The 21,183-nt window shown below is 47.9% G+C and carries 18 protein-coding genes and 1 tRNA gene; 4 read left to right on the plus strand and 15 right to left on the minus strand.

What is annotated here, in order from left to right; genetic code table 11:
- Positions 1-259: 259 nt before the first annotated feature.
- The 11 genes from KO512_RS16400 to KO512_RS16450 form a co-directional block, all read right to left on the minus strand.
- Positions 260-2,383: a RelA/SpoT family protein gene (locus tag KO512_RS16400; protein ID WP_215953429.1), complete on the minus strand. Its 2,124-nt coding sequence runs from the start codon at positions 2,381-2,383 to the stop codon at positions 260-262.
- 97 nt (positions 2,384-2,480) lie between these two features.
- Positions 2,481-2,693, minus strand: a complete 213-nt coding sequence (gene rpoZ / locus KO512_RS16405) for a DNA-directed RNA polymerase subunit omega (RefSeq protein ID WP_126160074.1) — start codon at positions 2,691-2,693, stop codon at positions 2,481-2,483.
- Positions 2,694-2,776: 83 nt separating this feature from the next.
- On the minus strand, positions 2,777-3,397 hold the full coding sequence (gene gmk, locus KO512_RS16410; protein WP_215953430.1) for a guanylate kinase: 621 nt from the start codon (positions 3,395-3,397) through the stop codon (positions 2,777-2,779).
- 227 nt (positions 3,398-3,624) lie between these two features.
- A complete protein-coding gene (locus KO512_RS16415; protein WP_215953431.1) occupies positions 3,625-4,545 on the minus strand; it encodes an alpha-E domain-containing protein in 921 nt (306 codons plus the stop codon).
- Positions 4,545-5,993 (minus strand): circularly permuted type 2 ATP-grasp protein, encoded by a 1,449-nt coding sequence (locus KO512_RS16420; RefSeq protein WP_215953432.1) that lies wholly within the window; start codon positions 5,991-5,993, stop codon positions 4,545-4,547. The genes KO512_RS16415 and KO512_RS16420 overlap by 1 nt, the downstream gene beginning before the upstream one ends.
- Positions 5,994-6,268: 275 nt before the next feature.
- Entirely contained in the window at positions 6,269-7,522 is a 1,254-nt protein-coding gene (locus KO512_RS16425; RefSeq protein ID WP_215953433.1) for a sensor domain-containing phosphodiesterase, read from the minus strand.
- Position 7,523: 1 nt separating this feature from the next.
- On the minus strand, positions 7,524-8,378 hold the full coding sequence (locus KO512_RS16430) for a nitrate- and nitrite sensing domain-containing protein (RefSeq protein ID WP_215953434.1): 855 nt from the start codon (positions 8,376-8,378) through the stop codon (positions 7,524-7,526).
- Positions 8,375-9,499, minus strand: coding sequence for a methyl-accepting chemotaxis protein (locus KO512_RS16435; protein ID WP_215953435.1), 1,125 nt, complete (start codon positions 9,497-9,499; stop codon positions 8,375-8,377). The genes KO512_RS16430 and KO512_RS16435 overlap by 4 nt, the downstream gene beginning before the upstream one ends.
- A gap of 244 nt (positions 9,500-9,743) precedes the next feature.
- The gene (locus KO512_RS16440; protein WP_215953436.1) at positions 9,744-10,745 is read right to left on the minus strand and encodes a phytanoyl-CoA dioxygenase family protein; all 1,002 of its coding nucleotides are present in this window, start codon (positions 10,743-10,745) and stop codon (positions 9,744-9,746) included.
- 188 nt (positions 10,746-10,933) lie between these two features.
- Complete coding sequence (locus KO512_RS16445) at positions 10,934-13,846, minus strand: DEAD/DEAH box helicase family protein (protein WP_215953437.1); 2,913 nt, start codon at positions 13,844-13,846, stop codon at positions 10,934-10,936.
- Positions 13,843-14,463: a class I SAM-dependent methyltransferase gene (locus tag KO512_RS16450; RefSeq protein ID WP_215953438.1), complete on the minus strand. Its 621-nt coding sequence runs from the start codon at positions 14,461-14,463 to the stop codon at positions 13,843-13,845. The genes KO512_RS16445 and KO512_RS16450 overlap by 4 nt, the downstream gene beginning before the upstream one ends.
- A gap of 210 nt (positions 14,464-14,673) precedes the next feature.
- Here KO512_RS16450 and KO512_RS16455 point away from each other — a divergent pair, with 210 nt between their 5' ends.
- Complete coding sequence (locus tag KO512_RS16455; protein ID WP_215953439.1) at positions 14,674-15,672, plus strand: YecA family protein; 999 nt, start codon at positions 14,674-14,676, stop codon at positions 15,670-15,672.
- 408 nt (positions 15,673-16,080) lie between these two features.
- Here KO512_RS16455 and KO512_RS16460 read toward each other — a convergent pair whose 3' ends face one another.
- Together KO512_RS16460 and KO512_RS16465 are read right to left on the minus strand one after the other, a co-directional pair.
- The gene (locus KO512_RS16460; RefSeq protein WP_215953440.1) at positions 16,081-16,962 is read right to left on the minus strand and encodes an HNH endonuclease; all 882 of its coding nucleotides are present in this window, start codon (positions 16,960-16,962) and stop codon (positions 16,081-16,083) included.
- Positions 16,963-17,052: 90 nt separating this feature from the next.
- Entirely contained in the window at positions 17,053-17,916 is an 864-nt protein-coding gene (locus KO512_RS16465; protein ID WP_215953441.1) for a YicC/YloC family endoribonuclease, read from the minus strand.
- A 137-nt stretch (positions 17,917-18,053) separates the two neighbouring features.
- On the opposite strand from KO512_RS16465, the gene rph reads away from it, so the two are divergent.
- On the plus strand, positions 18,054-18,821 hold the full coding sequence (rph, locus tag KO512_RS16470) for a ribonuclease PH (protein ID WP_215953442.1): 768 nt from the start codon (positions 18,054-18,056) through the stop codon (positions 18,819-18,821).
- Between the two features lie 75 nt (positions 18,822-18,896).
- Here the strand turns inward: rph and KO512_RS16475 are convergent, their stop codons facing one another.
- Positions 18,897-19,664, minus strand: a complete 768-nt coding sequence (locus KO512_RS16475; RefSeq protein ID WP_215953443.1) for an exodeoxyribonuclease III — start codon at positions 19,662-19,664, stop codon at positions 18,897-18,899.
- A gap of 196 nt (positions 19,665-19,860) precedes the next feature.
- Between KO512_RS16475 and pyrE the strand changes: the two genes are divergently transcribed.
- Together pyrE and KO512_RS16485 are read left to right on the plus strand one after the other, a co-directional pair.
- Positions 19,861-20,502: an orotate phosphoribosyltransferase gene (gene pyrE / locus KO512_RS16480; protein ID WP_215953444.1), complete on the plus strand. Its 642-nt coding sequence runs from the start codon at positions 19,861-19,863 to the stop codon at positions 20,500-20,502.
- 98 nt (positions 20,503-20,600) lie between these two features.
- Positions 20,601-20,676: transfer RNA gene (locus tag KO512_RS16485), tRNA-Phe, on the plus strand.
- 168 nt (positions 20,677-20,844) lie between these two features.
- Here the strand turns inward: KO512_RS16485 and KO512_RS16490 are convergent.
- A partial coding sequence (locus KO512_RS16490) for a pentapeptide repeat-containing protein (protein ID WP_215953445.1) occupies positions 20,845-21,183 on the minus strand: 339 nt, incomplete at its 5' end.

A 21,183-nucleotide genomic window follows, 5' to 3' on the forward strand; every position in this document is an offset into this window, starting at 1 on the left:
GCTCGGTGATCGGCGTTGGATTAGCATTGGATCACGGGTTGTTTGGGTTATTGCTCTGGTGCGGTTCGTTCCTCACCTCACCCTACTGGTCGTCCCGCGGCTATGGTGCGGATCGTATGTTTTGTGCGGTTCGTTCCTCACCTCACCTACGGGACGTCTGCGGATCTGCGGTTCGTGCGTCGCGCGGTCGTTCCTTGCCGCCCCCCTGCAGGCACAAAAAAACGCACCGGAGGTGCGTTTTTCCCATCTACTGTTTAATCTATACCCGTGTTACTTTGTAAACCGCTTTCAGTGCTTTAAGTTTACGCATTACCTTGGCTAGGTGTACACGGTTTTTGACCGTTAGGTCTATGTGTACGGTATTGAGTGCATCATCCGTTTCGGTAATGTCTATTTTGAGTACATTGGCGCTAACGCCTGAGGCGGTGGTCGCTAATGTGGCAATCAGTCCGCGTTCGGGTTCGACTTTAAGGTCTAGGTTAACGATAAACTCATCATCGATACTGTCCGACCATTCCAGATAAACACATTTCTCGGCATCATCTTTCATAAAAGCGATATTGCGACAATCGGTACGGTGGATAACGAGACCGCGTCCGGTGCTGATATGGCCGGTGATGCTGTCGCCCGGTATAGGGCCACAGCAGCGCGCATAGTGTAGAACCATGCCTTCGGTGCCTCGTATAGCCAATGCGGTTTTGCCGGCCTCTACGGGCTCCTGAGCATCAGTTTCTTGCAGCTCGGCAGGGCGCAGTCGGCGTGCAACGACATAGGCCATACGGTTACCCATACCGATATCTTCGAGCAACTCATCAAGTGATTTTAATTCCGCCTCCTCAAGCAGACTTGTGAGTGCTTCTGGATCAATATCATCAAGGCTAGAGCCATAGTTCGATAGGAACTGAGTGAGCAGGCGTCTACCAAGCTCAATCGATTCACCGCGATGTTGCACTTTAATAAAGTGTCGGATGGCTGAGCGGGCTTTACCGGTAATAACAAAGTTCAGCCAAGCCATATTGGGTTGAGCACTTGGGGTGGTAATAATCTCAACGGTCTGGCCACTATGAAGAGGTTGTGACAGTGGCGCTAGATGACGATTGATACGACAGGAAACGCAGGAGTTACCAATGTCGGTATGCACGGCATAGGCAAAATCGACAGCCGTTGCGCCCTGGGGTAATTCGAAGATGCGCCCTTTAGGTGAGAAGACATAGACCTCATCAGGGAATAGGTCTGTTTTGACGGTTTCGATAAACTCCATGGAGTTACCGGCCCGTTTTTGCATCTCTAACAGGCCCTGAACCCATTTGCGTGCTCGGTTATAACCATCGATTGCTGAGCTTGAGTCACCATATATTTTATAATGGCTGTGCTCGGCAATGCCTTGGCTCGCGACTGCATCCATCTCTTTGGTGCGGATCTGAACCTCAATAGTAATGTCTCGAGTTCCAAATAGGTCGCTGTGGAGTGATTGATAGCCGTTCGCCTTAGGGATAGCGACATAATCTTTAAAACGCCCGGGAACGGGTTTATACAGATTATGGACGATACCTAGCGCGCGGTAACAGTCATCGACGGATTCAGTGACAATCCTAAAAGCAAATACATCCATGATTTCAGCAAAGGATTTACCTTTGGTTTTCATTTTCGTATAGATGCTATAAAGATGTTTTTCGCGACCGGATACCGCGCCGGGAAGTCCTTCTTGCTTCAGTCGGTTGCGAATGGCTTCTTCGATAGAGGTAATGACGTATTTTCGTTGCCCGCGTGCCTGTACCACCGCACGGCGAATATATTTAGCGCGCATTGGGTAATAGGATTGAAAGGCGAGGTCTTCGAGTTCTAGCTGTAAGTCTCGCATACCTAAGCGGGCAGCGACGGGAGCATAGATATCCAGTGTCTCACGGGCGATACGGCGTTGCTTCTCAGGCGGCATCGCGCCTAGGGTGCGCATATTGTGTAGACGGTCGGCGAGTTTAACCAGAATGACTCTGATATCCACCGCCATGGCTAAGACCATTTTCTGGAAGTTTTCAGCCTGAGCTTCTGCGCGGGTTTCAAATTCTAGGTGGGTTAGCTTGCTGACACCATCTACAATATCGGTGACGACTTTACCAAATTGGGCTTCTAGGCCGTCACGGGAAACAGCGGTATCTTCTATAACATCATGGAGCATGGAAGCCATTAGGCTTTGATGATCCATATGCATACCGGCAAGAATTGAAGCGACTGCTAAAGGATGGGTAACATAAGGTTCGCCGCTTTTACGACGCTGGCCGTCATGGGCTTGTTCGGCATAAAAATATGCACGCCTGACTAGCTTGATCTGTTGCAGATCAAGATATTCGGTCAGGCGGTCTGAAAGGGCATCAACAGTTGGCATCAATTACTCCTATGCCTCTAACGTAGCTAGGGAGTCTAGACTACAAAACAACAGAAACTATAGTGATGATGCCTTATTTGGGCGGATTGAAAAAGAGTTAATCTTCTTCGCGTTCATCCAAGATGCTAACGTCGATAAATTTTTCTGCTATTTCGCGTAGAGCGACGACGGTTGGTTTGTCGTTTTCCCATTCTACTTTAGGTTCTTGACCGCCGGTTGCAAGCTGGCGAGCACGCTTAGACGCGATCATTACCAGTTCAAAACGGTTCTCTACATTTTCTAGGCAATCTTCAACAGTTACGCGTGCCATTTACGACCTCGGTTATATAATTCAGTCATTTAGGTCAAATATGAGACCTGATTTTGATAGCCGGTCAGTCTACCTGAATATAGCTATTCTGACAAGAGCCCTGCTAGCATTGTGGCGTGCTTTTGTTGCTGGGGTGTTAGTTTCAGGCGTTGTGCGCTAAATACCGCCTGTAGTTCTTGTAAGGTGGCGTCAAAGTCATCGTTGATCAACAGGTATTCATACTCATTGTAATGGCTCATTTCACTCATCGCTTCTGACATGCGGTGGTTGATAACCTCCTCTGAGTCCGTCCCCCGCCCAGTCAGTCGTTTTCGCAGCTCGGTATTTGAGGGTGGCAGAATAAAGATAGAAGTACATGCCGGCATCTGTTGGCGTATTTGCTGCGCACCTTGCCAGTCAATTTCAAGGATGACGTCCATTCCCTGTTGTAGCTGCTCTTCAACCCAGAGACGTGAGGTGCCATATTTATTAGTGAAAACATCGGCATATTCCAGAAACTGGCCCTTCTCAATCATGCTGTCGAAGGTGTCCATCGAGACGAAGTTGTAGTCTTGGCCGTCGACTTCTCCAGAACGCATGGCGCGGGTTGTATGGGATACGGATACACGAACCTGTTTATCTTGTGCCAGCAGAGCTTTTACCAAACTGGTTTTTCCGGCACCGGAGGGTGCGGAGATAACATACAGGGTTCCTAGCTGTGTCATAAGTCGTTTCGCTTTTTCGGGTGTCTATCACCGTTGAACACGGCATCAATTTTAGGAGGGGGATTATAGCGCTTTTACCCCCGTTAGAATATTACCCGAGAGAGGTATGCCATAAGTTGCGTGAAAGCGGATCGATGGGCGTTGAAGGATTATGCTTGACGTATTTTGCCGGTCGCTAGTGCAGACGTAGAGGGTCTGCGTTAGCGACGCGATGGGGATTTAAAGTATTACTCTAATGCAAACCAGCACTGACCAAACTCTTGGTGCAGGTTAGCAAAGCTGAGCTGCAGTTCATTGAGGTAGTCGCTAAGCGATTCATCCAACTCATGATTGTCCTGAGCTAACAGGGCTTTTAGTTTGTCTAGTTCCGCGATATCACATGCCGGTAGCAAGCTCACGGCGGTTTCGATTTGTTCAGCACAGAAGCTGATTGAGCGAGGGAAGTGTTTATCATGCAGTAAGAAGTCACACACCTTAGTGGCTTCGACTGTCACGCGCATTGTCCGGCGGAAGTTCATTGCGCCATCGCAGGAGCGTAGGACGTTCCCCCAAATGATCTGGGAAGGGTCGATATCCTGCTCAATATCGGTGGTGCTCAGCTGTGCCGTGATGCCTGCATCGAGTATCCGGCTAGCCATATCGGCCCGCTCTAGGTTGCGACCTAAGCGAATAAACTGCCAAGCGGCATCTTTGCTCATATTGTCTGCTAACAGGCCGTTGATCTGTTGGCAGCTTTTAATGACGGTATCGAGAAAACCGTGACGATTGGTGCGGTTAATACCATCACGAATATGTTCGGCAACATACATGCACAGCTCGTTGATCAGTTCCCATAGCGGGAGAGGCAACACATCCCGGCTGGTGCGGACGTTTTCGCGCGCCATCTGTAAGCTGGAGGCCATAGAATTGGGGTTGGTGCTATCCGCTAACAATAACTTGACGACATTTTTCTCATCTTGGACGGTGTAACGTGCGTTAAACACATCTTCGGATGAATTGATGACGACCAAGTTGAACCAACTGATATTGATGGCGCGGGGTAGATCAAAAAGTAGGTTGTCGTAAACACCAACCATACGGGCTGTATTTTCAGCCCGTTCGATATAGCGGGAGAACCAGTACATCCGTTCAGCAACTTTTGAGAGCATTAGTCTTTCTCCTCAACAATCCAGGTGTCCTTACTGCCGCCGCCTTGGGACGAGTTAACAACCAAAGAGCCTTTCTTCATGGCTACTCGGGTTAGGCCACCGGTGGTGACATAGAGTTTTTTGCCCTGCAGAATAAAAGGGCGAAGGTCGAGATGGCGAGGTTCGGGTGTCGAACCCACTAAGGTCGGCGCGGTTGATAGGCTAAGCGTTGGCTGACCGATATAGTTACGCGGTGATTTGGTGATCAGTTCAGCAAACTGTTCCTGTTCCTTCTTCGTCGAGTGTGGCCCTACCAACATGCCGTAGCCGCCAGATTCATTGGCGGGTTTAACAACTAACTTATCTAAGTTATCCAACACATACTGACGCTGTTCTGGATCGGAACAGAGGAAGGTTTCAACATTAGGTAGTAAGGGTTCTTCATTAAGGTAATAACGAATAATTGCAGGTACATAGGCATAGATCACCTTGTCATCCGCTACACCGGCTCCGGGTGCGTTGGCGAGGGCCACATTACCGGCCTTCCAAGCGCGCATTAAACCCGGGACACCGAGCATTGAGTCCTCGCGGAACACTTCAGGATCGAGGAATTCATCATCAATGCGACGGTAGATCACATCGACACGCTCGAGCCCGCTGATGGTTTTCATGTAGACACAATCATCATCTTCGACGATAAGGTCGCTACCTTCTACCAGTTCGGCCCCTATTTGCTGGGCTAGAAACGCATGTTCAAAATAGGCAGAGTTAAAAATCCCAGGCGTTAAAACGACAATTTCCGGTTGCGGGATATCCCGTGGCGATAAAGAGGCCAGCATATCGAAGAGGTGAGCGGGATAATTATTAACCGGCAAAATCGAGTCTTCGGAAAATAGCTCGGGAAGTACCCGTTTAGTGATCTCTCGGTTTTCCAGCATATAGGAGACACCGGAAGGTACGCGTAGGTTGTCTTCTAATACATAGAACTGACCGTCCAAGTCACGCACCAGATCGGTACCGCAGATATTTGCCCAAACGCCATGAGGCGGTGTTACACCTACGCATTCGGGGCGGAAGTTTTTCGATTTTAGAACGAGGTCGGCAGGAATAATGCCGTCATTGAGAATGTTTTGATCGTGATAGAGGTCGTTGATAAACATATTCAGCGCTTTCAGGCGTTGCTTCAAGCCTTTGGCTGTTTTCTCCCAGTGGGTCGCTGAAATAGTGCGTGGGATGATATCAAAGGGCCAAGCCCGATCAATATTGCCCTCTTCGGTATAGACCGTGAAACTGACCCCCATTTCTTGAATGGTTGATTCAGCCATTTTTTTACGCTTATTGATCTCAGCTGTGCTCATCGAGCCAAGGTAGTTTACCAGCCGGGTCGCAGGTTCTCTCGGAACGTGGTCATCTGCGATTAGTTCATCATAAAAGTTGCCGGTGGAATACTCAGTCCAGTCGATACTCATGTAGATACCCTCGGTTCCATGAACCCTGTTGCACTGTTCTTGTGCGGCCTTGTTAGGCTAAGTTAACCATGCCATATAGTTGTGCAATATGGCATTAAATTTTATCCTAAACGGTTAAAAATACTTTGCGTTATAGGTTTAGCAATATACAGGCCACAAGGTCTTCAGCGTGTTATCTTTCAGCAATTAATAAACTACTTTGAAATTAACACATTACATTTGCATAAAGTATTAATCATAAGATTAATGTGAGTGTACCCCTGACGCCGTCATTATCAACGCTCATCTTGCCAGTCTAGGTCACAACAGAACACTTGCCACTGATTATCGACTTTAAATGCCTGTGATAGGGTGATGCACATTTGTGAATCGGCCACTGAAAGGTAGGGGTCACTGATAATCGTGATGCCGGGTTTTTCTATGGCGAGGTGATAATAGGGGCGATGGGACCAGTTGCCTCTGTCACCACATAAGAGTGGGGCAAAACGGAGTTCGATGCGCTGCCGTTGATGAAAAGCGTTGAGAGTGCTCTGGGTTTGATAGCCGGATTCATCTAATAGAAAGCAGCGAACCGCGTGAGGTGTGCGGAATACTTGTGCGCTGCTTTGTTGCAGGTTTTGATGTGTTTTAAAATCATCGAGCGTCGCCTGAAAGAGCGTTTCAATGCGGAGCAGGCTGTTTGCTTTAATATGTGACTGGTGGCTGCGCTGATGCTGTTGGTTACGTAGTAGTTGATCAATAATATCCGATGCATTGCTGTCGGCCGACAATAACGGAGCCGGGCGAGCAAAATAAAATCCTTGCAACATATCCGCATTGGCCGCAATCGCGATGCATGCTTCTTGCTCTGTTTCGACGCCCTCTACAATAACTAAACTGCCGGTTTGATGAAGGAGAGATATGATGCCTGACAGAATGCGTTCAGCGCGTTTACTCTGCGCAGCTTCATGAATAAGGTTGCGATCCAGCTTAACGATGTCGGGTTCTAGCTGCCAGATACGATCAAAGTTGGAGTGGCCCGCGCCAAAGTCGTCAATGGCGATTAAACTGTTAAGTTGATGAAAATAATCAATAAAATTCTTTAGATAACCGATGTCTTGAACTTCAGTTTCAAGAATTTCGATGACTAAGCGGTGGGCGGACAACCCCGACTGGGCTAATAACTGCTTAGTAAAACCGATTTCTGGCTGCTCGTTAAGTAATGACTGGGAATCAAGGTTGATGAACAACCACTCATTATTAGCACTCTGTGCCGTAAAGTTTTCGACATGCAGGGCGCCACAAAGACGATCCAGTCCCAACATCTCTTGGCTATTTTCAGGTAGCGCGAGCAGTTCAATAGGCGGGACGGCTAAGTTCTGTGGGCAGGTTGCCCTGATCAGTCCTTCGTAACCAATAGCCCGTCGATGAGCGATACTGTAGATCGGCTGAAAGTGACTCGCAAGCGTGTGCCCTCGGTAAAGCTTAGGGCGATCAGATTGAGTTTTACCCCAACAATTATGCGATCGGTCTAGGGCGATATCTGGCACGTCAGGTCCTCTTGGTTACTTGTTGCAAGTCCTTTAGTGCGGCATCGATCATCCCTAATAGATCATTGATCGCCATGGTCGCTTGTTCAAAATAGCGCTTGGCTTCTATCTGCGGATGTTCGCAGTTTAGTAACTCTTCCTCGAGGCATAACAGTAAAGCGTTTACGGTTTGTCTGGATTGTTGCAAGTTGAGGTGATCAGCTTGATGTTCTTCCAGTACCGTAAAGGCTTTCAATGAGAGTTGTTTAATTCTCGAGTGCAAGAATCTTAGCCGAACCCGCTGCGCGGCGCTACTACACTTTTCGGCGGCGATGCTGGTGCCTAGTGCTCTAGCTTGTCCTGCCCATTCTGCGGTTTGTACGACTTCCTGCCAAATACAGTGTAAATAATCGAGTTTCAGGGTGTTATCCCTTAAATCTAGTTCATCTGCGATATCTTCTATTAGGTAAGTCGTATGAAGGATTAATTGGTGATGATTGGATAGGTTGATAGCGACGGTGGTGCTACGGCTCTGACGAATATGCTGCCATTGGCTAATAAGGTTTTGCCATTGCGTATCGTGCGAGGTGTTCAGCGTGACGACCTGCTGAATGCTTGTCTCAAGTCGTTGTTGGGTGTTTCTTAAGTCTGCTTCTAGGCTGGTATCGCCGGATAATAACGCGGTGCTTAAACCTCGATGGCGTTGAAAATCAGCCAGCAGAAGACGTAGTAGTTTGAGTTGCTCGATACCGGTGTATAACTGTGCTTGCTGTTGCCTACGCATCCGGCGATATAGGATATAAAAGATTAGCGAGATACTAATGAGGACAGCAAGGCTTAATCGATAGCCGTCTACGGTGTTGGCTATTTCTATCATGCGGATGCTCCTGTCAGGTGCGCCAAGTGATGAGCCATTGCGCGTGCTTGAGCGGCGGCATGTAGGTTAGCTTCATTGCCTTGAGATACTCGTTCTGCAAGCGCGGCGATCTCGGCAACCGCCTGGCTCTGTTGTTCGGTGCTCACGGCAACCTGAATCACTTGTCCCGTTAATGCCTGGGTGCAACCGCAGACGAGATCGAGTTGTGAACAAACGCTTTCTGACCGTTGCAGGCTCTGATTCGCACTCTCGGTCAGGCTCGACATTTTTGCTGTGGTTGAGGCTATATGTTGCTTAACGGATTCGATCTTTTGGGTGATATGTGCAGCGGATTGCTGACTATGATGGGCGAGATTACGAACTTCATCAGCCACCACGGCAAAGCCTTTACCGCGCTCACCAGCGCGAGCCGCTTCAATCGCCGCATTCAGTGACAGCAGGTTAGTCTGATCGGCAATACCCTGAATAACACTCGACATCTTACTGATCTCTTCAGAGTTGGCGCTGAGTTGGCACATCAGAGTATTGGTTGCGTCGGCTTGGATCGCAATATCGGCAACGGTGGCCAGCAGTTCGCGTAATTGCAAAATACTTTCTTCTAGTTGTGTACTGGCATCAATACTGGTGTGCCGAGAGGAGTCTGCTAATTGGGTTACTTCAGCGATACTGACGTTGAGTTCTTCAACGGCGCAGGCTGCGGTGCCGGCAGCATCACTTTGCTGTTCGGCACTACGGGTGACGCTCATCGCGCTTTGTTCAAGCTCTTGCGAGGAATGCGAAATCTCATCCAAGCGTTGTTGTAAGCGTTGCTGTTGTCGATTTGATGCTTTGAGCCGTTGTTGTTGTCGATGTACTAACGGCCGCAAGATTAACCCGTTAGCACCGCCGAGGCGTTGGTCGGCGAGTGTAGTGTTATCACAAAGATGGTTCATTTCGTTCTGCAACAACCACAGGGTCGATACGCCAATATAGCCGCTGATCAGTAATGGCCAGATAACCCATTCCGTTAGCAATAAGCCGAAGCCTAAACCGATGAGGGTGGAGCCGAATAGTAATGCGGTCACCCCTTTAATGCCGATCTGGTACAGCAATAGAAATACTGGATAAGTTATCCACAGCATCGGTCGGTGCTCCTAAAAAGACAAAAGCCTCCGCAAGTCCTAAAAAGGAATTGTCGGAGGCCTCGTTGCCTAGCAAAAAATGGTTAGAGAGATAAAGCAAAAAACAAGCCGAATAAAGTTAACCAATTGAGTTATAAGACCTTTAATTTTTCATGTGTGAAAGATGGGCGACAGAGGAGGATATTAGTAAGGAAATGACGCCAGCCCGCACCTTATTGGTGCAGGCTGTGATTTTTTTATTTGATTAGCGGATATTCGTCGCGGAAGCTTCTTTGGCATCGTCACGCCGTTGGGTTGTTTTCGCTACATGCTCTGCCACCAGTGTTTCCGCTAAGTGATTGATCGGGCGAGAATCGGGTAGGGGAATAGGGATAAAGGGGTTTAAGCGTAAAGAAAAATACACGCAGAGACGACTCGAATGAGGGGCGGCGATCCCTCTGCGATGAAAGCCGGAAGTGTCGGCAATGACCAGTGTATTTGCTGGAACTTCAAAGCGTTCGATATGGCCAAGGTCCAGCGATGCTAATGTCTTCTCCTCGATACGAAGAGATCCTCGAGCAGCGTAACGCTCATCTAAATCACGACCTATAATACTTTGACGATATTCCCAGAGAAGTCGTTTAAAGGTTAGCCGGTGAGAGCCTGTTACATACTCAAATGGACCTTTATCCGCAGTGACATCCTCAAGAAAGAGCCAGGCTTTCATGGTTGGGTGAAAGGTGTCGGAGTGGAATTTTTTTTGTGGGTCATCCGTGCTTAAACCCCCTAGATTGCGTATCCGCAAAAAATGAGGCCAGGGGCGTATTCCTGTTGAAGCGACATAGTTCAGTAAATTTCTGATGTGCGACGAGCTGCACAACGCTTTGGCCGCTGGTAGCTGATTCAATTTCTGCTGATCAAGAAAGACCAGTTGTGTGGTGGTGTCGCCTTGAATAAATTCGCGAACTTCTGGCCAGCAACTTTCACCCTCTATCTGTAGGCGTTTAAATAATTCAGGAGGGAGGACATTGGATATCCGTAAATAGCCATGCTGACGAAAGAGCCTACGATGCTCTGAACTGATCTTCCAGCCGAGTAGCCAGCGGCGAAAACCGGTGATCAAACGGGCGATCATCATGCGTATTACATGTAATCCTAAGCGGTTGAGTAATCGATTTCCTAATATGGGGTTCGCTTCAAAAGACTTGGCTTCGGTAAATATTTCTAGGAACCAAGTTATGTATTGAATAAGCCGATTTTTTTTCAACGGTGACTCCAATGCACAAATATAAGCATTATCAATAGGGCTAAAAATAGCAGTTTGATCGTGGTTAATCGAGTCGGTTTAATGACCTAGATCGTTTTGCCGGCGAATACGTCTAGATCTAGAGAGGCATTGAGTGAGGCCAGCCTGTTCGTTATGGAGTGCCCAGAGTGAACGTCTCTGCATAGCCTTTATTGATCGGTGAATAGCGCGACTGGATCGATGATTCCTTTGAATCGTGCGAAAGTCGCCATGCTTTCATCCGCTATTAGGTCTGGGTAGTCGGGGTTGTTGGCTCGGAGTGTATAGCTACCATCGGTATTTTTAAGTACCCGTCGTAGTAAATATTGATTATCGCCCGCACTATCTTGACGCTCGATGGCCACGATGTGATGGGTGATGCTACCGGCGCTTTGCGGTGTTATCTGTTCCAGCAGCAGGTAGTCACCATCGTGGATGGGGTTCTTACCACCGTTCATCGAGTTCCCTGAGGCTTGGGCGATGAAATGGCGATCGGGAGATAAATGGCCAAAGCCGCTCGGAGCAGGAAGACGCTCTTCGATATCGGCATGGCCTGTTTTGAAGTGACCACAGGCAATTTTAATATTGGGAAAGAAGGCTAACTGAGTTATGGGGTCGGCGGCTGATGGGGTGGATATTGTAGGAATATCCGCTTGCATCAATATCGGTTTACTTTGTGCATACAGGCTTAAGCGCCAAGCAAGAATTTCTTCGGTCATGGCGTTAAATGTCGATAGTTCTGCTGCTTCCACGGGTTGCTGGTAATGAAACAGCATCCCCTGTTGCGAAAACCATTCGATCTTGGAGCTTTGTTCAGGGGTACACCAATGATGAATGGGCATTTTACGCCAGTGGCTTAGCCATGCGCTGTCACTGATACTCTGTAAGGGTTGCAGGCTTGATGGTAAATCAGACTGCCAAGCTGGATGTTGTAAATACCATTTTTTGCTCCAGTGAGCGAGCTGTTGCAGAGACACCGGCTGATTCAATGCCTGTTGTTCTAGCAGGGTTTGCAGCAATACCAGTTTGTACGATTTAGAGATTTTGGTCGTGGTTAAATCACGATACCACTGGGCATGTTTTTCGAGCACCAGAAGTTCATCGTCAGTGGCGTCGCCCTGTTCATCAATGAATTCCCACCAACAACCATAGTTGCGACGTAACAGGCTTAAGTTCGCGCCACTGCGCCAAAACTCTTTCAAGGTTGGTCGGCGCTTGAGGCTCTGTTTTAGGCCGGCATACTGCTGATCGAGCTTGCCCATCACCAAGCTATCTAGAAATTCGATAAAGGCGAGGTCGTAATTAACGTAACAGCCGTCAGGTAATAGATCGCTGGGGTGTTTGGCTGCTTCGGCCAGTTGCTTGCGGGTGGGTTTGTGAGGAAAGGCGGAACCGAACAACATTTCGGGGCGGTTGAGGAAACTATGATGATTCCCGACAAAATCCAGCACCACCAGTTTTTCTTTGCCCATGCTTAGGCGCAAACCGCGACCTAATTGTTGCAGAAAAAGTATTTTCGACTCGGTGGGACGTAACATCATCACCGTATCGATTTGCGGTAAGTCAACGCCCTCATTGAAGAGATCGACGGAGAATAATACCTGCAGTTTCCCGCTCTCAAGTGACGCCAGTGCTGTCGAGCGTGTTAGGTCTGATTCCGTATGTACACTGGCCGCACGTATACCCTGCTGGTTAAAATAATCAGCCATATAATCCGCATGGCGACGGGAAGCGCAAAAAGCGAGGGTGCGAGCCTGTGATTGATGTCGCCACTCTTTTAAAACATGACGACTGCGGCCTCGCGTGGCGAGTTGGGTGGATAGTTTGGTTGGGTCGAAGCGGCCGTTACGCCATGGAATGTGTTCATAATCCACTTCACTATCAAAGATGCCGTAGTAATAAAATGGGCAGAGTTGTTGGTCGTTGATACCGTCAAATAGATCGCGACGATAGACCAGATTATGATCACACAGGCGTAGTATATCGGAGCCATCGGTGCGGTCGGGTGTCGCGGTAAGACCTAACATAAAACGAGGCTGGAAGTAGGTTAGCTGCGATTGATAACTGCCTGCCGCCGCATGGTGGAATTCATCCACGACCATGTAATCAAAGTAATCCCGACTGAAGCGTTCAAGATTGGCTGTGGGGCCTAAGGTTTGCACCGAGGCAAACAGTAAGTCACATTCACTATCTTTCTGTTTACCCGTATAACGACCCACTCGCTTATGGGGTAGAACGGCTAAAAAAGTGGCTTCCGCTTGCAGCAGAATCTCTTCTCGATGAGCGATAAACAATACTCGCTTAGCCTCTATCTGAACCGCATCAAAGGCGGCAAGGTAGGTTTTCCCCATCCCCGTGGCGAGAACCACGAGTCCCTTTTGCCAGCCTCGTTGTCGAGTGGTTGTTAATGCCTGTAATGCTGCCGCTTGTTGGGGCTTCGGCAATGGAGTGTCAGGAACGGGCTCTTGCTCATCCACCTTGGCGGTATGCATGGGCACCACCTTTCGAGCCTGTTCATAGCGGCGCTGGTAATTTTCTATCCAGTCAAAATTCAAGGCGCGAATTTGTGGCCGAAGTAAAAGTTGCTGGAATTGTTGTCGTACTTCAATGAGCCGTTGTGCTGCGAGTGAATCCGCTTCATTGGGATAGTCGAGGTGATAGTTCCATTCCAGCCCATCGGTTAACGCTTTGGCACTGATATTACTCGAACCGACAAATGCATCCGCACTCATCAGACTGCCCTGTTTTGAACGGGCAAAAATGTAAGCTTTGAGGTGAAAACTGTCTGCCGAGCCGGTTTCAAAAATACGAACATCCGCACCACGCTCGGCCAGTAGCATGAGTTTCCTTAACGCACTAGGATCTGTAATACAGAGGTAATCGCTGGTTAACAGGGTGAGGCGCACATCACGGGTAGTGGACTGTAAAGCAGCTTCGAGATCCCCAAAAATCAAATTCAAACCCGTGGAGCGGATAAAAGAAACGGCTATCTCGATCTCGGTGGCATGGGTTAAGGCGCGTCGTAGCGCTGGCAGCAGCTGGTGGCCATCACCGCCAGTGAGTAAGTATGATGGTGAACTCATATATGAGGCTCGTTTATCGGCCTGAGACAGAGGGTTTTCCAACGGATGTCATGACGCTGTAGGCAGTCATTAGTAGAGATTTCACTGAGTGTTTGTGTTTCTAAACGCATTTGCTGAGCTAGTGTTTCTAATTCAGCAACGCTCACAGGATACATAGGGCGGTTGGGATCTGATGGGCCAAAGCGCAGGGTAATAATAATGACGCCTTGAGGGGATAAGCACTGATATAAACGCTGCATCGCCATAGACCGTTGTTCCGGCTTGAGGTGCATCCAAACGGCGGATAATAAAATCAGATCATAGCCTTGTGGCGGACATTGCAGATCATTTAAGTCGGGCAGTTGGGCACTAATCCATGTAACGCGATGGCCGGTTTTATGCTGGCCTAACTGGCGTAGATTAGTGGCGGGTTCAACTGCGGTTACCTGCCAGCCTTGCTGTTCGAGCCGGAGTGCATCGCGGCCACTACCGGCGCCAATATCTAAAGCCAAGCGGGGCGTTAATGTTTTTAATAGGGGAGCCCAAGCGGCATGTACGTCTTGGGCGGCCACCGAATCATACTGTGTTTGATAGCGGCTGGCATGCTGGTGGTAGTGTGAAATTGTTGGATCTGTCATGCCAATTCCCTGTTAAAAATCATCCTTTGAAGCATCCTCAGAGTATACACAAAAAGATGTTTTTTCTATTGTGGGAGATCAGCCTATCTATCACTAGTCTTTGGCTTTTTTGCAGATGTTAGCGATCAACACAGCCATAGTTTGGTCGTGTTTGTTGCGTAGGTATAATGATACAACAGCAAAAAATAAAATAGCGTAGAGTGATTCAACATGAAGCTTGGTCGAAACGATCTTTGTTCTTGTGGTAGCGGTAAAAAATACAAACGTTGCTGTATGGATAACGTATCAAAACAGCATGCAGAGATGTCTGAGGATTTTGAGCAAATTGCCGCGATGAATCCTCACTTGACGTTAGATGAACTCAATGTGGTTGCACAGCATAGAGTGCATGAGCGCAATAATCAGCCCAATGTGGATTTTTGTGGTCTTTCACCAAGCCAAATATCAAACTGGTTATATGCGCCGTTCAATGAATTGGAGTGGGTTAATATCAGTACGCCAGAAGACCTCTCTAGTAGCCCTGTGATGCGATATTTAGCGCTTATTCTGGATGAAGCCATGCAGAATGAAGGGGCATTTAAGGCAACGAGCAAAGGTAACTTACCCACAAAGTTGGTGACGCAGGCCAGTGAGCTTATGCCTGAGTTTGTCATTTCTCAATATCAAATTCATACCAGCGTCAGTGAATACTCTGGCAGCAATGAAGATAAGTTTAACGCGCTACATTACACCCGTGTTTTGGCTGAAATTAGCGGCGTTATTTATCGTAGAAGTGGCTGTTATCATATGAAAAAAGCGGTTCAAAAACAGTATCAAACTCAAGGTCTTAAAGCCTTTTTTCTGCCCATGCTCGAAGCTGCAACCACTCAGTACAATTGGGGCTATTTTGATCACTGGGAAAATGATGTCGATCTACGTACCTTCTGGTTGTTCATGCTATGGAGACTGCAAAGTCATGGTATTGTTGATCAATTGATAGAAGAGGTTGTCTCGGCATGCCCTGATTTACTTCTTCAGTATTCATCCGAAGAGTATTTCCCGCCAGACCAATTATTCAGCATACAGGTTGAATCTCGTTTTATTGAACGATTCTTACAGTTTTGGGGATTTGTAACGCTTGATCCGATGCTGCGCTTCTCTGAAGATCCATCGTTTAGAAAGGTTGATATTCAACCGCTGCTGACGCAAACCTTTCAGTTCACAATTTAACATGTGAATGAATTGGATTTAGCTGTCCCGCAGTGAGTCATTGCTTAAACTCTGTTACCGCTATTCGATATGGGGATACTTATTTGCTGCTGTAAAATGCCCATTTAAATCGATGGTGTAATAATCTTTTGCTCAAAATTTCCGGAATTTTCCGCATTGGCTGGACGTTGGCACTTTTACGCGGATAAAAGTCTAGCTTACTACCCCAAATCTAAGTGTTATGGGTTTTGTAGACTCTCCCTCAGATTCTTAAATATAGGATAATAATTCCATTTTTTTGGTTTATGTGGAGCCATAACCCTGAGGTATAGTAGAGGGCCATCAAAAGCGAGTTTTCAGCGCGAGGCAGGTGAATGTAGCACTTTTTACGATAAGTAAATGAAGTATCGCGAGTGTCGAAAATTCAGATTACTTAAAAGAGCCGGCTTTTCGATGAATGGCTAAGTAGTCTTTATGTGGCGGCATAGTTTTGGGTACATCAATAGGCTTCCCTTCTATCGATAAGAAGTGCTGCTTGAAGCTGTCTTGGGTATTAAATTCTTTCAAATCAGTGGATAGAATTATTCGGTAATCATCATCGAGTGATATTAAATGCTTATCGAATGCTGCATCGTAAGTAGCGGATAAGTATAACCCATTTCGCGGATCTAACCGTTTGGTTGGGTCTTTAGCCCAACCGATAATGTGGCTAGCTCGATTAATGGCTGAAATGTTGAGCCCTGTTATGCAGCAACAGTTCCTGTAGTTTTTCCTTAAGATGTTTCTAAAGACAGATTGATTGGTGCGTTGCTTTACTAATTGAAGTGCATCGGTACCTATTGGTACTTGATCAGCATCAATGAGATAACGCGGCACGGTATAGTCGTTTTCCAGTAGTTCCAATTCAGATGAATCAAGCTCTCTTTTCTCTGTATAGACACTAACAAGTTTATCCTCAAAACGTTGCTCAATTAAAAATAGATGGTATTGCTTAATGGCGGCGGAACAGAATCCATCCCTTAGGTAGCTTGTCGGTAGATCTTCAAATACCCAGATAGAGTTCTCATTATGAGACTCTTGAATCAAAAATTTATAAAGGGGCTCTAATTGTTCTGTTGACGTTATCGACCAAAGATTTTGAATCTGGTTAAACCTATCAGGCCGACGTTTTATCATTTCGCAAATTAGATCAAGTGCTCTTATGTAAGAGTTAACCTTATTACTTCGAGGTTTGTCATCGTCAAGAAGAAAAAACTTAAAATCAGCCTTTCGACTCAATTCAATATTTTCCTGAATCAAATGCTCTGGCATGTAAAACCTCCGATATAAAGGCGATTCGTCGTCAATGAAAGAATCGTAGTCTGCTGGTACATCGTGCCGAATATTTAAAAATGTAAGGCACTATTCGATATTTTGAATCTGTTCTCTCATCTGCTCAATTAAAACCTTAAGCTCCACCGCGCTCTGAGTGGTATCGGTGACGATGGATTTGGATGATAGGGTGTTGGCTTCGCGGTTGAGTTCCTGCATTAGAAAATCCAATCGGCGGCCTATCGGGCCTTTGGATTTGAGGACGCGTTTTACTTCCTGTACATGGGTGTTGAGGCGATCCATCTCTTCGTCGACATCGGCTTTTTGCGCGAGGATAACCATTTCCTGCTCTACGCGGTTTTGATCGAGGTCTGCTTTGAACTCTTCTAGTCGGGCTTTGAGGTTGTCGCGCTGGGCTTGCAGGATGCCGGGTAGTTTATTGCGTACATCGACGACGATCTCGGTGATAGTGTCGAGGCGTTGATCAATGAGGGCTGCCAGCTCTACGCCTTCGCGGGCTCGGCTTTCGATGAGCTCATCTAGTGCGGTGTGAAACAGGCTTAGCGCGGCTTTTTTAACGGCATCCATATCGAGGCTGGTGTCTTGTAGTACGCCGGGCCAGCGGAGTAGGTCCATGGTGTCGATCGGTTTTGAAACCTGCAGTAGGTTTTCCATTTGTTGCGCGGCGTCTAGCAGCTCACGGGCAAAGGTTTCGTTGACGGTTAAGGTCTGGGATTGGGCTTCAGCGACAAAGCGCAGGGTGCATTCTATTTTTCCGCGACTCAATTTTTTACGCAGCGCTTCCCGTAGTGGGCCTTCAATATCGCGCAGGCTTTCCGGCAGTCGCAGGTGAGGTTCGAGATAGCGGTGATTAACTGAACGGACTTCCCAAATCAAGCTGCCCCATTCATGTTGCGCTTCTTGGCGGGCAAAAGCGGTCATGCTACGTGTCATATTGTCTGTTCTCGTTTAGAATGCAGGTTTCGTTGTCGACACTGAATCGGTGCCGGCGAGTTTACGCTTTATTCTAACAGCCCTCGATCGCTTCCTCTATGCGTCGGTCTGGGGTTCCGAACAGGATTCTTAAGTTCATGAGTTCAACAATTTCAGATCAGTTGCAAAACCTTGGCGTCACGACTTTTCGTCCGAGTAATCGCGAGGCGGATCAGATGCGTGAGGTACGTATTACCCGACATTTTACTAAGCATGCGGAGGGTTCGGTGCTGGTGGAGTTTGGCGATACCAAAGTGATCTGTACCGCATCCGTTGAGCGGGGCGTGCCACGCTTTCTGCGAGGCTCTGGTTCCGGTTGGGTGACGGCTGAATACGGTATGTTGCCACGTGCCACGGGTAGCCGTAATGGCCGGGAAGCGGCGCGAGGCCAGCAAGGTGGTCGTACGGTTGAAATTCAGCGTTTGATTGGTCGTTCTCTGCGGGCCTGCATGGATCTAAAAAAACTGGGTGAGAATACCATCACCATCGATTGTGATGTAATTCAGGCCGACGGTGGTACGCGTACGGCGTCTATTACCGGTGCTTATGTGGCGCTGCGTGATGCGATCAGCTTCCTTAAGAAAGATAAGCATGGCGCCATGAAGGGTGACCCGATTAAGTGTGGTTTGGCGGCGATCTCTGTAGGTGTTTATAAAGGTAAGCCGGTGCTGGATCTGGACTATGCTGAAGATTCCTCTGCCGAAACCGATATGAATGTGATCATGACCAGTAAAGGTGGTTTTGTCGAGGTGCAGGGCACCGCCGAAGGCGAGCCTTACTCTCAGGATGAGCTGAATGCTATGTTAGAACTGGCGAAGAAAGGTATCTCTGAGTTGTGCGAGATGCAGGAGAAAGTACTAGCCTAAGAGGTTAGGGCGTAAAAAAGGGAGCCTCGGCTCCCTTTTTTCATGCTCATTTATCGAGCTTAGGCTTAAACGGCCTTAGAGGTCGTAATCAATAATCAGCGGTGCATGTGCAGAAAATACTTGCCCGCGATAGATTGAGGCGGACTTGATGGTTTTACGCAGATTGGCGGTGGTGATCTGATAATCCAGACGGGCGCCTTCATTGAGTTCGCGGGCCTTGTTGTAGTCCGGCCACCAGGTGTGCTGCTGATCAACGCGGTTGACCTGTCGGAATGCATCGACATAACCCATATCGCCAAACAGCTCTTCTACCCATTCGCGTTCTTGCGGCAAAAATCCGGATACTTTCTGGTTCACATACCAGTTGCTTAGATCTTGCGGTTTGTGGGCAATCAGTAGCGGGCCGCAGAAAATGAATTCGCGACGTTTACGCAGGGTCTTTGTGAAGTGGCCCTTGAGTAGCTGCAGGTATTCCTCTTTAGCCTGTTGTGCTTCTGCACTTTTAAGGCCAGAGGGCACGCTGAAGGAGGCGACACTGACGTTGTCGAAGTCTGCCTGTATAAAGCGGCCGTGAAAGTCGCATTGCTCAAAGCCTAGGCCCGTCATGATGGCTTTTGGCATCACCCGGGTATAGATGGCGACGCCGCTATAACCATCTTCAAATGCATCGAAGAAGTAAGCTTCATATCCATCCGGATGATAGCGCTTATCATCCAGCTGATAGTCTTTGGCACGCAGGTCCTGAAGGCATACTACATCAGCATCCTGTTCGACCATCCATTGGAAGAATCCGTTATCTGTAGCCTGCTCAATACCCTGAGTATTGAATGTAATGACGCGCATAGCTTATAAACCTGTGAAAAACGCAATTTGTAGCGAAAGGCGCATTGTACTGGGTGTTTAAGGAAATTTAAATCTAAAGCACGGACTATTAATCTCAGGATGGGTAAATCAGAGTTTAATATTGTTCACAATGGAGGGGCAGGAAGAAACCCTGTATTATACGGCCACTTTTTAAACGGCGTTGCGGAGAGCCCATATGCAGGACTATCAGAGAGAGTTTATCGAGTTCGCGATTGATAAAGAGGTGTTGCGATTCGGCGAGTTCACCCTGAAATCGGGCCGTACTAGCCCTTATTTCTTTAATGCTGGGTTATTTAACAGTGGCGCTGCTCTTGCCCGTTTAGGTAAATGCTATGCAGCTGCGATTCAGCAGTCGGGTATTGAGTATGATGTGATGCTTGGGCCAGCTTACAAGGGCATTCCGTTGGCGGCGGCGACCTGTGTTGCACTGGCCACCGAATTTGGTCAGGACGTTCCCTATGTGTTTAACCGTAAAGAAGCCAAGACCCACGGCGAAGGCGGTAATCTGGTGGGCGCACCTCTGGAAGGCCGCGTACTGATCATCGATGATGTGATTACGGCGGGTACGGCGATTCGTGAAGTGATGGATCTTATTGCTAAGGCGGGCGCGACTCCTGCGGGAACGGTGATCGCACTGAACCGTCAGGAAAAGGGTAAAGGAGAGCTGTCTGCTATTCAGGAAGTCGAACGCGATTATAATATGCCGGTTGCCAGTATTGTTTCGCTCAATGATTTGCTGACATACCTTGGTGAGAGGGGCGGAATGGACGAGCAGATAGCCGCTATTTCGGCGTATCGCTCACAATATGGCATCTGATCGATTACTGATTGATCAATAAAGAAATATTTTTAAGGTGTGTGAGTAATTCGGTTGATTTTTTTTAGCTGGCCGTGTTTAATACGCCTCTCTTGTGTGCCCGGATAGCTCAGTCGGTAGAGCAGAGGATTGAAAATCCTCGTGTCCTTGGTTCGATTCCGAGTCCGGGCACCATTTATTTAGTTGAAAAAGCCTCACTTCATAGTGGGGCTTTTTTGTGTCTGGACTACCGCAGCTCGGAACGCGAACCGGTTCGATTTGTAACCTCGCGATTTTTTTGGCCACGATTTGCGTTTTTATTGTCACTCTGTCACGTACTAAAGCCTTATTTGTAATTGCTAATTAAAAAAGCGTTGGTTGTTCCTCTTGCTCCTGCTTCATTCTTAACAATTCCTTAGTTACTTCTTTGGAAGAATTTCTTTCAATTACTGCATTATGCACCTTAACTCCGACAATAGTGGCATCCAGAAAGTCAGCTTTGGTGAGGTCGGCATATTGAAGCGATGCTCTGGTGAGATCGGCTCCGGCGAAGAAGGCACCGTTGAGCTTGGCTTCGATGAGATTGGCTTCGATGCAGTAGGCTCTGATGAGATCAGCTCCGTTGAGTTCGGCTTCGATGAGATTGGCTCCGTTGAGTTCGGCTTCGATGAGCTTGGCTTCGATGAGCTTGGCTCCGTTGAG

The sequence above is a fragment of the Amphritea atlantica genome (assembly GCF_018860855.1).
Taxonomy (GTDB): Bacteria; Pseudomonadota; Gammaproteobacteria; order Pseudomonadales; family Balneatricaceae; genus Amphritea; species Amphritea atlantica_A.